Origin of the sequence: Marinovum sp. (genome assembly GCF_034669705.1) — a bacterium.
In the GTDB taxonomy this organism is placed as follows: Bacteria; Pseudomonadota; Alphaproteobacteria; order Rhodobacterales; family Rhodobacteraceae; genus Marinovum.
This window is the reverse complement of record NZ_JAXMOR010000017.1, coordinates 90,026-105,440: the sequence shown is the minus strand read 5'-3', so window position 1 is coordinate 105,440 and position 15,415 is coordinate 90,026. Positions and strand designations below refer to the sequence as shown.

Sequence of the window (15,415 nt, the reverse complement as noted above, 5' to 3'; positions counted from 1 at the left end):
GCCGCCCGGCGGGTCCTTACGCACACCGCCGGGCGGCCGGGAGGGTGGCTTTGACCGGCGGTCAGCCGTCGGCGGACCAATCCCGCAGGACGGTTTCTCCGGCGGCTTTCATCGCGGCGATATAGGCGTCGAGGATCGCCCCGCCCGGGGCCCCCATCGCCTCGACTTCACCCGACCATTCCTTGGCGATATCGGGCAAGCCCGCGGCCCAGGTGGCACGATCCTCTTCGCTGACCTCGACCACGGTCGCACCATCGGCCACCATGTCCTTGATCGATTGCTCGGCTTCCTGCATCGAGAAATTGGCCAGATCCGCGCGATAGACCTCGGCCGCCTCCTGCAGGGCGGTCTGGACCTCCTCGGGCAGGTCGCCCCAGACCGACTCGTTGATGCTCAGCGCCATCGAGTTCACGCCGCCGAAATCGACTTTGACATAGGTCGGTGCCGCCTCGTAGAGCTTGAACGCCTCGGCCGCGGTGGCCCAGACGATGACCCCGTCAAAGATCCCGGTGGCGACCCCGTTGTAGAAATCGGCCAGGGTCGACGACACACCGGTCGCACCGACGCTTTCGACATAGCGCAGGTTGGTGCCCGCCCCGCCCAGCTTCTTGCCTTGCAGGGACTCCGGGCCGGAATAGTCGCCGTCGAGCAGGATCTGGTAGTTGTCGACCGCGGCGAGCGTGGTCAGCATGACCTGTCCGCTGTCCTGCCAGGGGTGGTGCATTTCCGGGAACTGCTCCGCGAGGTCGTTGACGGTTCTGGTGATCAGGTCCAGATCGGTGGTCACGAAGGGCGTGGCATAGGCAATGTCATAGACCCGCAGGCGGTCGGGGTGGAACACGGTCTGGACCACGCCGATATCGGCCAGGCCGGACTCGATCGCATCGAGTTCGCCTTTCGGGCCGACGATGGCGCCGCCCCAGCCATAGACCCAGTCAATCTCGTAGGTGCCGGCCTCGGCCAGGCGTGCATTCACCTCGGGCACGAAGGTGTCCTCGAACTTCTGCACCCAAGCTGCGGTGGTCGGATAGCCCGACACGGTGGTGAGCCGGATGGTCTCGGCGGCCGACAGGGCCATCGTCGAGGCGCCGAGCATCAGCCCGGCCAGCAACAGGCTTCTCGATGAAGAAACGTGGTCCATGTTATCCTCCCATTTCTAACACGTTAGACAATTACAAATTATCGATTTATTATGGGAATGCAAGAATATTTCGCCAGCACCGGCGGATTGGACACAAAGGGAAAGCAAGATGCTGAGATTGTTCATGAAACAAAACCGCCGAACCCCCTGGATCAAGGCGCGAGGGGCGGTGCAGATGATTCGCCCCGAGCAGTCGGCCGGCGCGTTTCTGTGCCGCGGCGCGGTGGACTCCCCGGCATGTGCAGGTCTGCGATGAAGACGAAAGCGAATGTCATCGCCGATCTCGGCCTGCCGCTGATCTACCGGGTCGAGACCGATCAGGCACCGGTCTGCGCCGCGCCCGACATCTGCCTGGGAGCGGCCAACCGCACCGTCGTGACCTCGCTTGCGGGGTTCCAGAAGGAGGCCTTTGTCGCTTCGGCAGGCGGCGGCGCGACCTGGCGCATGGTCAGCGACGAGGGCAAGAACCTCAACGGCAATGACGCCGCGCCGCCGCCGTTGGGCTTTCTCGCGGTCGGCATGATCGCCTCCTACATGACCGAGATCACGGCCCTGGCCGAGATCCGCGGCGTCGAGATCCGCGACCTGAAGCTGAAGCTGGACAACTATTACTCGATGACCGGCTCGATGCCGCGCAAGACCATGGTGGGCGGCGCGCTGCCGGTGGAGCTGACGGTCGAGATCGACTGCAGCCTGCAAGGCTCCGCTCTCACCCAGTTCCTGATGGATGCGGTCACCGCCTCGCCGCTCAACGGCTTGCTGCGCGGCCAACTCGACAGCCTGTTCCGGCTGGCCCGCAACGGCAGCGAGATCGCCCCGGCCGACAAGGCCAGGCCGGATCTGGCGCTGTTGCCGGAGGTAATGTCCGACGACCCAGGCCTTGGCGTGGTGCCCTGTGGCGACGTGCTGCTTTCCCCGATCGGCCCCTCGCCCAGTGCGGCCTCGGTCGGCAGCAAGGCCAGCGGTGCCTATTCGGTCAAGGACGCCAAGGGCACCCTGATCCATGTCGGCACCAGCGCGGTCTACCGCGCCGATGGCGTCAAGGAGATCCGCCAGCAGCTTTACGCCCCCAATGGCACCGAATGGCGATTCCTGTCGGACGAGACCGCCGCGAACGGCGGCCAGGGCAAGGCGCCCGACGCCCAGGCCTATGTTGCCGCCGGCATCGGATTTTGTTTCATGACACAGTTCGGCATCCTGATCGACGTGCACAAGCTGGATGTGGCGCGCTATCAGATCCTGCAGGACATGCATTTCAGCCTCGGCGGCGCCTCGGGACGCACCGGCCGGGCCGGCGACGCGGCGGCGGTGGAAACCCATGTCCACCTGACCACCACCGAGGCCGACCCGGTGGCGCAGGAGCTGTTGTTTCTGGCCGAACAGAGCTGTTTCCTGCATGCGTTGTGCCGTCAGGAGCTCAAGGCCAAGCTGCACCTGAAGAGCGCGCTGGTCACATGATGCACGCCCCGGCCGCGCGACCTGTCTGTCGCGCGGCCGGGGCTTGTGCTTCCCCTCAAGACGCAGGACTGTGAACGACATGACCGAGCGCACAGTGAAAAAGACCAAGGAGCCGAGAGGCGTCCAGTCGATCGATATCGGCGGCCATATCCTCGAAGCCTTCGTCGCGGCCTCCGGTCCGATCAAGCTCAAGGATCTGTCCGATCTCACCGGCCTGGCCCCGGGCAAGCTGCATCCCTATCTGGTCAGTTTCTGCAACATGAAGCTGCTGGAACGCTCGGATCACGGCTGGTACACGCTGGGCCCCTTTGCCCTGCACCTCGGCCTCGCCCGGCTGCGCGGTCTCAACCCCTACAAGGAAACCTTGAAGCGGGTGCCGGAGCTTGCCGAGGAACTGGGGCTGATGGTCTCGCTCGCGGTCTGGGGCCCCTTTGGCCCGACCATCATCCACATCGAGGAGCGGCTTGACCCGATCCACTTCAACATCCGGGTCGGCGGCGTGTATTACCTCTCGATGACCGCCTCTGGGCATGTCTTCACGGCGTTCCTGCCGAAGGCGGTCAGTGCGGAGCTCGTAGAGAAGGAGTTCTCCGACACAGAGGGCGACCGGCGGCGCTATTTCCAGGTCGACCGCGGCTGGTTCGAGGCCACGATCGAGAAGACGAGGGCCCGCGGATACGGCATGACGCGGGACATGCCGACACCCGGCATCACCGCTTTTGCGGTGCCGATCTTCGATCATTCCGGCACGATCCGCCTTGCGGTTGCGGCCATCGGCCCGAATGAACTGACCGACGACGAAGGCCATGAACGGATCGTCGACTGCCTGACACGGTTCTCGCAGACACTGTCACAGGACCTCGGCCTTCCGAATGCCTGACGCGCCTCGGGTCGAGACGGCCGGTGCGCCGATTATGGCATGTCACAATGGCGGAGAAGGAATGGACCCTGGCGGGACGAGGCGGGCATCGACACCTGTGAAATGGCCCTGTGATGCAGCCATTTCAAACCGTCACAAGTTGAGGCCAGCAAGTCGGCAATACCTCGGCATTCGTCATGAGTGGGCGTTGCCCTCATCGACACAATACCGGTGGCCCGGCGAAACGGTGTGCCAGCGCCGCAGCGGCATCTCGGTGTCCAGGGGAAAGACCGGCGCACTGGTGCCAGGCCCGGACAAGTCGCGTCGGAACCTCAGGTCCGGGTGCGAGACCGGCACCGCGTCAAGCAAGCGCCGGGTATAGGGGTGGGCCGGGGCGGCGAGCAGGTCACTGGCCGGCCCCTCTTCCACGATCATGCCGCGGTACATCACCAAGATGCGGTCGGCGACCCGCTCTACCACGGCCATATCGTGCGAGATGAAAATCAGGGAAAGCCCCTGGTCGCGCTTCAGTTCGGCCAGAAGGTCGAGGATCTGCGCCTGAATGGCCACATCGAGCGCTGAAACGGGCTCATCCGCGATCAGAACCCTGGTCTGCATCGTCAGCGCCCGTGCGATACAGATCCTCTGCCGTTGACCGCCCGAGAACTGGTGCGGATATCGGTCGAGGCTGTCAGGCGGCAGCCCGACCCGTGCGATCAGTGCTGCAAGCCGTTCGTCGTCTGCGGCATGGGTTCGGTGCTTGCCCCGAATGCGAAGCGGCTCTGTCAGGATCCGGCGCACAGTCATGCGCGGGTCGAGGGCTGCGTAGGGGTCCTGAAAAACCATCTGGATGCTGTCTCGTGCCGCGCGGAGCGCATCGCCTTCGAGCCCCAGAAGGTTCTGATTGGCCAGAAAGGCCTGACCTTTTTGTACCGGCACCAGCCGCAAGAGCGATTTGGCCAGGGTGGACTTGCCGCAGCCGCTTTCGCCGATGACGGCGAGCGTCTCGCCCGGATAGAGATCGAAGGACACATCGCTGACCGCATGCAGGTTGGCCCTGTGCCGCCGCAAAAGGCCCGACCGCACGGGAAACCGGGTCGAGAGGTGGCGCACCCACATGACCGGCGGGCCCTTTGTATCGGTGCGCGCCGTGGTCTCGCGGTCGGCGGTTCGGAACTTCGGTGCCGCATCCAGCAGTTTGCGGGTATAGGCATGTTCCGGCGCGTCAAAGATGCGGCGCACCGGACCCTCCTCTACCACGCGTCCTGAGAGCATTACGGCAACGCGGTCCGCGACCTCGGCCACGACGCCCATGTCATGGGTGATGAACAGCACCGCCATGCCGGTCTGTTTCTGCAGGTTGCGGATAAGATGCAGGATCTCGGCCTGCACGGTCACGTCCAAAGCGGTGGTCGGTTCGTCCGCGATCAAGATGTCGGGCTCGCAGACCAGCGCCATGGCGATCATCACCCTCTGGCGCATTCCGCCGGACAACTCGTGCGGGTACTGGTCGAAGCGGCGCATCGGATCGGTGAGCCGGACCCGTTCGAGCATTTCGATGGCGCGCGCCTTGGCCGAAGCATCGGCATGCGGGCGGTGTTCGCGGATCGCTTCGGTCAACTGAGCGCCAATGGTAAGGACCGGGTTGAGCGACGTCATGGGGTCCTGGAAAATCATTGCGATTCGCGCGCCGCGCACCCGGCGCATCTCTCGCTCTGTCAGACGCGCGAGATCACGCGGTTCGGCCGTTCCTTGCGCGTGAAGCAGGATGCGACCGCCGGTGATATGGCCACCTTGGTGGTCGATCAGGCGCATCACCGCTTTCGTCGTGACCGACTTGCCCGACCCGCTTTCTCCCACCAGCGCGAGGATCTCTCCCCGCGCCAGGGTCAGCGACACCTCATGCACCACGGGTGTCCTGTCGGCCCCGAAGCAGACGGTCAGTTTCTTGATATCGAGAAGTCGGTTGTTCACGGGGGTCACAGCTGATCTCCGGTGTCAGGCGGCGGCCGGGCGGTCGGCCCAGACCCGGATTTCCAGGCGGGAGTCCCGGCGTGAGGCGGCCATTTCGACCACCGACAGGCCAGGGGCGTGGTCCGTCCCGACCCAATCGTTCCAGAGCGGTACGAAATCCGGCCAATGCTCGATCCCGGCCAGCCAGACCTGAGCGTAGATCAGGGCAGTCCGGTCCGTGCCCATCTGGGCAAGCAGTTCATCGATCACCCCGAAAATACCTTGGGTCTGTTCTGCAAAACTGCCGGACTTGTCCGGTGCTGTCAGGCAGACAGAGGCGATGTCGCCCGCCGCCGATCCCAGAAAGATCTTTGGCCCCCATTTGTCGATGCGCCCTGTCTTCTGGATGGTCATGCTGCGGCCTCGGTCTTGTAGGCGACGGCGACCACTTCGACCAAGAGGTCGGGCCGGTAAAGCTCACCAGAGACGCAGGTGCGTGCGGGCGGGTTGGTTTCGTCCACCCAGCCATTCCAGACCGCGTTCAGGGCGGAGAAATAGCGCATGTCTTTCAGCCAGATGGTGACGGTGAACAGGTCTTCCTGCGCCAGTCCGGCCTCTTCCAGCAGAGCCTCAAGCTGGGCCACCACATCCGCGGCCTGTTCCTTGATGTCGCCGTCGAGATTACGGGGCTGCAGTCCGATGAAGTGGGTCCATGCGCCGGTCTTGCAGACGAGCGACCGTTTGGCCCCGTCCATCGTATCGGGGTGGCTTCGGGTAAAAGTCGACATGGCTTGATCTCCGTTGGGTCAGTGTCAATGAGATTTCAGTTTGGGGTCGAACTGGTTGCGCAAGGCGTCGCCAAGCAGGTTCAGCCCCAAAACGGTGAGAAAGATCGCAAGGCCGGGAAAGAGCGCCATCCACCACGCGCTTGAGATATAGGCCCGGCTGTCGGACAGCATGCCGCCCCAGGTGGTGATGTGGGGTGGTACTCCGAGGCCGAGGAAACTGAGCGATGCCTCGGCGATGATTGCGTTGGCCATCGCAAAGCTGGTCATCACGATGATCGAAAGCGTCACGTTCGGCAGAATGTGGTGCAGGATGACGAACCAACTCGAGGCTCCGAGTGACCGAGCCGCGAGGATGAACTCGCGGTCCCTGAGGGCCATCGTCTCGGCACGGGTCACGCGGCAGTAGGGTATCCAGCGTTGCGCGGTCAGGGCGATCACGACAATCAGAAGCCCCTGTCCCACAAAGGCGACAATGGCGATTGCCAGCATCAGGGGCGGAAAGGACCAGAAGATTTCGGTCACCTTCTGTACCGCATCGTCGATCCGTCCGCCGAAATAGCCGCCGACCACGCCAAGGAAGACGCCGAGCAGGCTGGCGAAGACTGCCACCGCGACCGCGATGAGAAGGGAGACGCGGGATCCGTAGATGATCCGGCTGAGGATGTCGCGACCAAGGTGATCCGTGCCCAGAACGTGGGGGCCGACCCAGTCGGGGGGGCGCATGGCGCTCATCAGGTCCTGCGTGTTCGGCGCGTGCGGGGCCAGAAACGGGCTGAGGATGCTCATGATCAGCAGGAGCGCAACCATGCCAAGACCGAACAGTGCCTTGAACCCGGTCATCTGGCGATAGCTTTTGCGGAGTCGCGCCCAGCGTCCGGGGTGAGCCGCGGTAGAGGATTGCGTGTGCATCAAGAAAGCCACCTCAGTTGACCCGAATTCGGGGATCGATGATCGTGTAGAGAATGTCGATCAGCAGGTTCACGATGATGAACAGGCCTGTGTAGACCAGCACCAGACCGATGATCAGCGGAAAGTCACGCGAGGCGATGCCCTGGATCAGCAGGTTGCCGATGCCCGGCCATGCAAAGACCGTCTCGACGATCATGGCGCCGGACAGCAGGGCACCGAACTCGAGCCCGATGATCGTCACCACCCCGATCAGCGCGTTGCGGAATGCGTGCCGCCAGAGCACGCGGCTGCCACTCAGTCCCTTGGCCCGGGCGGTGACAACGTAATCTTCCTGCAGCGCCTCCTGCACCGAGGCGCGGGTCATCTGCGCGATGATGCCCATCATGTTCGTGCCCATGACGATGGACGGCAGTGCGAGGTATTTGAGCGCCGAGACGAAGGCGTCCCAGCGTCCCTGCAGGACGGAGTCGACCAGGTTGAAACCGGTGATCGTCGGAAGGTTCAAGCCCCAGGGTTCGCGTCCGCCCGAAGGCAGAAGGTGCCACTGGCCGGCAACCAGAAGGATCAGCAGGATGCCGAGCCAGAAATTGGGCATCGAGATACCCGCAAAACTGAACGCCGAGGCGATGCTGTCCCAGACCGTACCCGGGCGGGCCCCTGCGAGAACCCCGAGAGGAATACCTATCAGCACTGCCACGAGGGTCGAAGCGAGCGCCAGTTCGATGGTCGCGGGCAGCTTTTCCAGCACCAGTTCCAGCACCGGCACCTTGTACTTGAAGGACATCCCGAAATCGCCTGTGGCCGCATTGCCAAGGAAGCTGAGGAACTGGACAAGGGGTGGCCGGTCAAGTCCCCATGCCTCGCGGATTGCGGCCTTGTCCGCTTCGGAGGCCTCGTCAGACACCAGCATGTTCACCGCGTCTCCGGGGGCGAACTGCATCAGGGTGAACACCACGGCGGCCACCACGATCAGGACAGGGATCGCACCAAGTATGCGTTTGGAAAGGTACATCAGCATGTTGGGTCCTCGCGAGACCCGAGCCGCCACACGGGCGGCCCGGGCAGTTGGGGGCGGGCGATCACTCGACGAGGATTTCCCAGCCGTTGACCTGATCCGCCGGATGCGGGTTGAAGGTCACGCCGTTGGCGACGCCCCAAGCCATCTCGTGCTGCCACATGAATGCGGCAGGGGCCTCATCGACCAGCTTGACGACCGCCTCCTGCATCTTGGTCGAGCGGCCGGCGGGGTCGAACTCGGCGCGCTCAGCGGCCAATAGCGCATCCAGTTCGGCATTCGAGAAGCCCAGCCGCGGCGAGCCACCGGTCGCGAAATATTGGTGCAGGGCCCGCGACGGGTCGATCATCGAACCACGGCCCATATAGTAGAAGGGTACGTTGCCCTGCTGAACATTGGCCCAGAGCGTTGCCCATTCCGGTGTGTCCAGAGACACGCTGAACCCGGCGTCTTCCAGCATCGGCACCATCGCCTCGGCAATCTGACGATCTGCGGTGTAACGGCCGACCGGCGTGGAGAGAGTCACTTCGACGCCTTCGAGTCCAGCCGAAGCCAGAAGCGCGCGGGCGCGTTCGGGGTTGTAGTCGTAAGGGCTCTTGAACGCGGGGTTGTATCCCAACTGGCCTTCGCTGACCGGGCCGTTCAGCAGTTTGGCCTGACCCTGCAGGACCGCGGCAACGATGGCTTCGCGGTTGATCGCATGAGCGACCGCCTGCCGGGCTTCCTTTACATCCCATGGGTGCGTCTTGGGCGACATGCCGAGGAACATCATCTCGACAGAGTTGGTCGTCTCGAGTCTGGCGTTGGGCAGACTCTCGACCCGCGGACGAAGCTGCGGCGGAACCAGCTGCGCGATCTGCACTTCACTGTTGGCAAGCGCGGTGACCCGCTGCTCGGGTTCGGGCATGATGCGGAACATGATCTGCTGCGGGTTTTGCGCCCGGATCATCGGATGATCGTCATTCCGCTCGATGATCATGTGCTCGCCGATGCTGATGTCGGACAACATGTAGGGGCCTGCGCCGAACGGTGCCTCTCGGAACATGCCGTCGCCCAGCTCGTCAAACAGCGCCTTCGAGGTCACAGCGACCCCGGCAAGGTTGTCACGCAGGGTTGCGTCAGGGGTTGCGGTGGTGATGTGGACCGTGCGGTCGTCGATCGCTTCGACACTCTCCCAGCCCGCCACGAGGTACGATTTGCCAGAGCCGGGGTTGGTTCCGAGGTATTCGATCGAGTGAACGACATCCGCGGCCAGCACCGGTTCTCCGTTGTGGCGGGTCAGCCCCTCGGGCAACTTGATTTCCCAAGTCAGTTCATCGAGGGTCTCGACCGACTCGGCAAGGAAGGGAACGAATTCGCCGGCCTCCCAGTCGTAGCGTGTGATGCAGCCGTAAACCTGACACCAGACGCTGCCCAACAGGACCACCGGATCCGCGTATGGGTTGTAGCCCGAGATGGTCTCGGTGATCGCGACAGCGACCCTTTTGTCCGTGAACTCCTCGGCGGACGCGGCAGTGCTTGCCGCGGCGATCGCCGTAGTTGCAAGTATCATGTGCAGTTTACTGGTCATTTTGATCCAATCCATGGGGCCATGCCGTCGTAGCAGGGAGATTTCACTTTTGACCTTGCGCCCTTTGCGAGCAGCAGTCAGACGTAAGTGAACGCTTACTTACTCCAGATGGAATGCGTAACGGCTTAGGAGGAGGAAAATGAGACAGAAAACGCTGAAACCGCTCAATGGCGCCGCAGGTGGCCTCATAAATGATCAGGTTAAAAACGATGAGCCGGCGCATTCGCAGGAATCGAACCGAGGTGACGTCTACGGACCCGTCGCCCGGAGCCTGATCGTTTCGGCGACGGCCGACTTTGTGCGCCATGGGTACGAGGGCGCCAGCGTCTCGCGGATCGTCAAGGCGGCGGGATGCAATGTCCGGATGCTCTACCATTACTTTGGCAACAAGCACGGCCTGTACCGTGTCTGCCTCGAACAGGCTTATGAAGATTTGCGAAAGGCCGAAACCGAGGCGACCTTCTGGCAAATGCCTCCGGCCGAGGCCGTTGATGGGCTCGTTCGTTTCACCTTCGACTACATGTGCCGGAACCGGCAATTCCAGGCGCTGATGCGGATCGAGAACATGACCAATGCACAAGAGGTGCGCGACCTGACCAGCGTCAACAGCCGGGCCAAAACGCTTATCGAGGCGATCGGCGCCGTCCTTGATCGGGGCATGGAGGAGGGGTGCTTTGCCAGCCGACCGGATCCGGGGCTGCTCTATTTGTCAATTCTCGGTCTTTCGACGATCCATATCGCCAACCGCCACACGATGAGCGTTGTCCTCGGTCGGGACCTTGGCGATCCGGCCTTCCTCGACCTCCGCCGGGAGGAAGTCGTGGGCATCATCCGCGCCTCCCTCGCGAGCACAGCGCAATGACCCCCGGAGCGGTAACCACGCCGCACCCCTTGGCGACCGCCGCAGGACAACGGGTGCTGGACGCCGGTGGGACCGCGCCCGAGGCGATCATCGCTGCCGGGGCGGTACTCTCCGTTGTCGCGCCACATTTCTGCGGGCTCGGCGGCGACGCTGTCTGGCTTGTGGCGGATCGCATGGGAGATCGGCGCTGTTTCCTCGCCATCGGACAGGGCATCGACCGCCCCTTGCCGACCGCCCCGATCCCGACGCGTGGTGCCGGGGCCGTTCTGACCACGGCCGCAGTTGTGGACGGCTGGGCGCACGCACTGGACTATTCGGCCCGTGTGCTCGGTGGGACGGGAAAGTGGCAGGATCTGATTGCACCTGCCGCAACGATTGCCCGGCAAGGCCACCCGGTCTCGACCTCCCAGGCGTTCTGGACCGAGTTTCGGCTGCCCGAGATCGCCGATTGGCCGGGGTTTGAGGGATTGTTCGTCGCCGATGGCCAGCCGCTTCGCGCGGGCACGCATCTGCGCCAACCCGCGCTGGCCGAGACGTTGGATACGCTGGCCGAGCGTGGCGCGCGCGATTTCTACGAAGGGACGCTGGCAAGGCGCATCCTGCGCGGGTTGCACGATAATGGCATCCCCATCGCTGCGACAGACCTTGCGCAGACCCGCACAAGGGAAACCCTCCCCCTTTCCGCGCCCTACCGAAACCGGCTCCTTTTGGCACCACCGCCACCGACGCAGGGCATCACCCTTCTGCAAATCATGGGCATCCTCGGGCGGCTTGAGCTCGCCGGCCTGACGGCAGGCAGCGCCGCGCACCTGCACCTGTGCATCGAGGCGGTGAAACATGCCTTCAAGGACCGTCCCAGCATAGCCGATCCGAAATTTGCCGCCATCGACGTGGAGCGGATGCTCTGCGACGCAACCCTTGACGCAAAGGCTGCCAAGATCTTTCCGAACCGGGCGCTGCCCTGGCCCGAGCCGTGGCAACACGGCGACACTGCCTTCCTCGGTGCCATCGACTCCGCGGGCAATGCGGCGAGCGTGCTGCAAAGCACGTACTTCGACTGGGGGGCCGGCGTCGTCGCTGGCGACACCGGGATCGTGTGGCAAAACCGCGGGGCCGCGTTCAACTCGGCCCCGGCCCATGTGAACGCCTTCGCCCCCGGAAAGCTGCCTTTTTACACCCTGACGCCGGGTATCGCTCTGAACGGCGCCGGTCGTCCGGAATTTGTCTTCGGCACCCAAGGGGCCGATGGCCAGCCACAGACGCTCTCGGTGTTGCTGACCCACCTCATCGACTACCAGGCCGGTCCGGCCGAGGCGCTCGGTGCCCCACGCTTCCTGCTGGGCCGGACCTTTTCTGATCAGCGCGATTCCTTGAAGATCGAGGGCCACGCGGGCCCCGAGGTTATGGGCAGGTTGGCCCGGCTGGGTCACGAGGTTGCCGCCATCCCCGCATACAGCCCGCTTGCGGGACAGGCCGGGTTGGTCCTGCGGACGGCTGAGGGGGCGGATGGCCACCACGATCCAAGAGGGTAGTCACCAGGTCACCATGCGCTTGAACGGGATGGCAAACCATATTCTGTCCAAGCCAGCCCTCGGTAACCCTTCTGCCGGTCGGGACACGGGGCGGGTCTAAAGGCACAAGGAGCACCTCTCAACACCGACTGAGACGACCGCGGCCAGTCATGCCAAACCTCAAAATTGGACCTGTCATGGCTCTGCGGCGCTTCCACGCCTGTTCCGCCAGAGCGCGCGGGTACCGGATTCCTCAGGTCAGTGCGAAATCATCCAAGGTCGGGCCGCAGGAAAGCTTTTCGAGCCGTCCGGACGGTGCAGGGTGCGCGTGGGTTTCTTCTTGCCCGAGCAGCAACCGCACCCGGGTCCGTGGCTGCGGGTTGATTTCGGCTCGTGGGACGCGCGTTCATTGGTGGCGAATGCAGTGCGGCGGGTGGTGTCCATATTGGCAAGGATCGGCGCGCGCAGCAGCGCACGCCGGGCCGAGATGCCGCAGTTGGGGCAGTCGCAGGGCTGATCGAAGTTGGCCATGCTGGTCTGTTCGGTGAAGGGGCCGCAGGTCTCGCAGAGATAGTCGTAATAGGGCATGTGAGCCTCCTGGGTGGAAGGGGGCGGGTGCAGGGCCCCGCCCGTCAGAGGTTAGAGATCGGGGGCCAGCGGGATGTCGATCGAACCGTCGAAATGCGTGGTCGGGCCATCATTGCCGGGCATGATGTCGAAATCGAAGATCTCGTTCGGCAGCCAGAGCGTGGCGCAGGCGTTGGGAATGTCGACCACCCCCGAGATATGTCCCTGCACCGGCGCAGTGCCAAGGATCGCATAGGCCTGCGCCCCAGTGTACCCGAATTTCTTGAGGTATTCTATAGCGTTAAGGCAGGCCTGCCGATAGGCTACATGCACGTCGAGGTAATGCTGGCCGCCGTCCTCGTCGACCGAGATGCCTTCGAAGATCAGGTAGTCGTCGTACTTCGGCGTGATTGGCGAGGGTTTGAAGATCGGGTTGCGGATGCCGTATTTTTCCATGCCGCCCTTGACCACTTCGACCTGGATATGCAGCCAGCCGGCCATTTCGATGGCGCCGCAGAAAGTGATTTCGCCGTCGCCTTGGCTGAAGTGCAGGTCGCCCATCGAAAGGCCCGCGCCGTCGACATAAACCGGGAAATAACAGGTCGATCCGCGCGACAGATCCTTGATGTCGCAATTGCCGCCATGCTCACGCGGTGGCACGGTCCGCGCGCCCTCGGCTGCGGCCTTGTCACGCGCCTCGCCCTGCATCTGGCCCATATGTGCCGATTGCGTGTTGGGCAGTGCCGCCAGCGGCGGGGTGCGCGTGGGATCGGTGTCAAACAGCCCTTTCTCGCGGGTGTTCCACATATCGAGCATCTTGCGGTCCGGCAGACAGCCGATCAGGCCGGGGTGAATCAGACCGGCGTATTCCACCCCCGGCACATGCCGCGACGAGGTGAACATGCCGTGGAAATCCCAGATCGACTTCTGCGCCTCGGGGAAATGCTCGGTCAGAAACCCGCCGCCGTTCTGTTTGGAAAAGAAGCCGTTGAAGCCCCAGTTCATTTCTTCCTTGGCACCGATGTCGAGGATGTGAACCTTGAGAAGGTCACCCGGTTCCGCCCCTCTGACGCCAATCGGCCCCGAAAGGTAATGCACCTGCTCGAGTTCGACATCGCGGACGTCGGCGGCATCGTCATTGTTGGCGATCTGCCCGCCGGTCCAATCGTAGGTCTCGATCTTGAAATCGTCGCCCGGCTCGACCCAGACGGCGATGGGGATATCGGGGTGCCAGCGGTTGTGGATCTTGTCGTTGGTATGCGGGCTTTCCGAAAGATCGACGGAAATCAGCGTGTCTGCCATGGTAAAACTCCCTGTAATTGGTTCAGACGGAAAGAAATTTCGAGACCTTGGCCTCGTCGACGCTGGCGCGGGGGCTGTCCTGGACGAACTCGCCGTTCTCGATCACCACGACCCTGTCGGCGACATCGAGCGCAAAACTCAGCACCTGTTCCGAGACGATGATCGACAGGCCCTTTTCGTCGCGGATGCGGCGCAGGGTGCGGGCCATCTCGCGGATGATCGAGGGCTGGATGCCCTCGGTCGGCTCGTCGAGCAGCAGCACCTTGGGTTTCGAGGCCAGTGCGCGGGCGATGGCCAGTTGCTGTTGCTGCCCGCCGGAAAGATTGCCGCCGCGGCGGCCTTTCATCTCAAGCAGCACCGGAAACAGTTCGTAAATGTCCGACGGCACGCAGCGCTCGCCGGTCACGGTCAGGCCGGTCTCGACATTCTCCTGCACCGTCATCGACGAAAAGATCATCCGCCCCTGCGGCACATAGGCGATGCCACTGACGACCCGCTGGTGCGGTTTTTGCGCGGTCACATCTGTGCCGTTGATCGATATCGAGCCTTGGCGCGACGGCACGATCCCCATCAGCGATTTCATCAGCGTGGTCTTGCCCATGCCATTGCGGCCCATGATGGCCACGATCTCGCCGGGGGCGACATCAAGGGAGAGACCGTGGAGCACTTCGCTTTTGCCGTAAGACGCCCGGAGTTGGTTGATATTCAGCATGTTGACCTCTCAGTGTCCGAGATAGACTTCGACAACCCGAGGGTCATTCTGGACGTGTTCCATCGAGCCTTCGGACAGAACCTTGCCTTGGTGCAGCACGGTGACGCGGGTGGCGATGTCGGCGACAAAGCCCATGTCATGCTCGATCACGATGACCGAACGGTCTGCGATGATGCGGTTGAGCAGCTCGGCGGTCTTCTTGCGTTCGGCCACCGACATGCCGGCCACCGGCTCGTCGAGCATCAACAGTTCGGGGTCCTGGATCAGCAGCATGCCGATCTCGAGCCATTGCTTCTGGCCGTGGCTGAGAAAGGCCGCCTTCTGGGTCAAGTGCTCGGCCAGAAAGATCATCTCGGCGATCTCTTCGATCCGCGCCTTGACCTCGTCGTCGCGTTGGAAGAACAGCGCGCCAAAGACGCCGTGGCCCTTGGGAAAGCTCAGCTCGAGATTGGCAAAGACGGAAAGATCTTCATAAACCGAGGAGGTCTGGAATTTGCGGCCCACCCCGGCATGCACGATCTGATCTTCGCGCATTTTCAACAGGTCCGCGCCCTTGAAGGCAACATTGCCCGAGGTTGCCTTGGTCCGGCCGCAGATCAGGTCAAGTACGGTGGTCTTGCCCGCGCCATTGGGGCCGATGATGACACGGCATTCGTTGGGTTCGACGTAGAACGACAGGTCGTTGACCGCCTTGAACCCGTCGAAGGACACGGTCAGCCCTTCGACCATCAGCACGTATTTCGGGTTGGTCATGTCGAGCATCAGGGA

At 63.2% G+C, this 15,415-nt stretch carries 15 protein-coding genes; 4 read left to right on the top strand and 11 right to left on the bottom strand.

Going from position 1 to position 15,415, the window contains the following annotated elements; genetic code table 11:
- Positions 1-61 precede the first annotated feature (61 nt).
- Positions 62-1,141: a C4-dicarboxylate TRAP transporter substrate-binding protein gene (locus tag VOI27_RS13490; RefSeq protein ID WP_323765879.1), complete on the bottom strand. Its 1,080-nt coding sequence runs from the start codon at positions 1,139-1,141 to the stop codon at positions 62-64.
- Positions 1,142-1,393: 252 nt separating this feature from the next.
- Here VOI27_RS13490 and VOI27_RS13485 point away from each other — a divergent pair, with 252 nt between their 5' ends.
- Complete coding sequence (locus tag VOI27_RS13485; protein WP_323765878.1) at positions 1,394-2,599, top strand: OsmC family protein; 1,206 nt, start codon at positions 1,394-1,396, stop codon at positions 2,597-2,599.
- Between the two features lie 79 nt (positions 2,600-2,678).
- Entirely contained in the window at positions 2,679-3,479 is an 801-nt protein-coding gene (locus VOI27_RS13480; RefSeq protein WP_323765877.1) for an IclR family transcriptional regulator, read from the top strand.
- Between the two features lie 174 nt (positions 3,480-3,653).
- On the opposite strand, the gene VOI27_RS13475 is transcribed toward VOI27_RS13480, so the two are convergent.
- From VOI27_RS13475 to VOI27_RS13450, 6 genes are all read right to left on the bottom strand, one after another.
- On the bottom strand, positions 3,654-5,441 hold the full coding sequence (locus VOI27_RS13475) for an ABC transporter ATP-binding protein (protein WP_323765876.1): 1,788 nt from the start codon (positions 5,439-5,441) through the stop codon (positions 3,654-3,656).
- A gap of 15 nt (positions 5,442-5,456) precedes the next feature.
- Positions 5,457-5,825, bottom strand: a complete 369-nt coding sequence (locus tag VOI27_RS13470) for a Rid family hydrolase (protein WP_323765875.1) — start codon at positions 5,823-5,825, stop codon at positions 5,457-5,459.
- The gene (locus VOI27_RS13465) at positions 5,822-6,199 is read right to left on the bottom strand and encodes a Rid family hydrolase (protein WP_323765874.1); all 378 of its coding nucleotides are present in this window, start codon (positions 6,197-6,199) and stop codon (positions 5,822-5,824) included. The genes VOI27_RS13470 and VOI27_RS13465 overlap by 4 nt, the downstream gene beginning before the upstream one ends.
- Positions 6,200-6,223: 24 nt before the next feature.
- Positions 6,224-7,039 (bottom strand): ABC transporter permease, encoded by an 816-nt coding sequence (locus tag VOI27_RS13460; protein WP_323765873.1) that lies wholly within the window; start codon positions 7,037-7,039, stop codon positions 6,224-6,226.
- Between the two features lie 82 nt (positions 7,040-7,121).
- Complete coding sequence (locus VOI27_RS13455) at positions 7,122-8,120, bottom strand: ABC transporter permease (RefSeq protein WP_323765872.1); 999 nt, start codon at positions 8,118-8,120, stop codon at positions 7,122-7,124.
- Positions 8,121-8,187: 67 nt separating this feature from the next.
- On the bottom strand, positions 8,188-9,708 hold the full coding sequence (locus VOI27_RS13450) for an ABC transporter substrate-binding protein (RefSeq protein ID WP_323765871.1): 1,521 nt from the start codon (positions 9,706-9,708) through the stop codon (positions 8,188-8,190).
- 124 nt (positions 9,709-9,832) lie between these two features.
- Between VOI27_RS13450 and VOI27_RS13445 the strand changes: the two genes are divergently transcribed.
- Positions 9,833-10,555, top strand: a complete 723-nt coding sequence (locus VOI27_RS13445) for a TetR/AcrR family transcriptional regulator (RefSeq protein WP_323765870.1) — start codon at positions 9,833-9,835, stop codon at positions 10,553-10,555.
- Between the two features lie 53 nt (positions 10,556-10,608).
- Positions 10,609-12,087, top strand: coding sequence for a gamma-glutamyltransferase family protein (locus VOI27_RS13440; RefSeq protein WP_323765869.1), 1,479 nt, complete (start codon positions 10,609-10,611; stop codon positions 12,085-12,087).
- 237 nt (positions 12,088-12,324) lie between these two features.
- On the opposite strand, the gene VOI27_RS13435 is transcribed toward VOI27_RS13440, so the two are convergent.
- Genes VOI27_RS13435 through urtD form a run of 4 tightly spaced genes read right to left on the bottom strand, consistent with a single transcriptional unit; the run spans position 12,325 to position 15,409 of the window.
- Positions 12,325-12,654, bottom strand: a complete 330-nt coding sequence (locus VOI27_RS13435; protein WP_323765868.1) for an FmdB family zinc ribbon protein — start codon at positions 12,652-12,654, stop codon at positions 12,325-12,327.
- Positions 12,655-12,705: 51 nt separating this feature from the next.
- Positions 12,706-13,935: a formamidase gene (fmdA, locus tag VOI27_RS13430; RefSeq protein ID WP_323765867.1), complete on the bottom strand. Its 1,230-nt coding sequence runs from the start codon at positions 13,933-13,935 to the stop codon at positions 12,706-12,708.
- A 22-nt stretch (positions 13,936-13,957) separates the two neighbouring features.
- Complete coding sequence (gene urtE / locus VOI27_RS13425) at positions 13,958-14,647, bottom strand: urea ABC transporter ATP-binding subunit UrtE (RefSeq protein ID WP_323765866.1); 690 nt, start codon at positions 14,645-14,647, stop codon at positions 13,958-13,960.
- Positions 14,648-14,656: 9 nt separating this feature from the next.
- Complete coding sequence (gene urtD, locus VOI27_RS13420) at positions 14,657-15,409, bottom strand: urea ABC transporter ATP-binding protein UrtD (RefSeq protein WP_323765865.1); 753 nt, start codon at positions 15,407-15,409, stop codon at positions 14,657-14,659.
- Positions 15,410-15,415 lie beyond the last annotated feature (6 nt).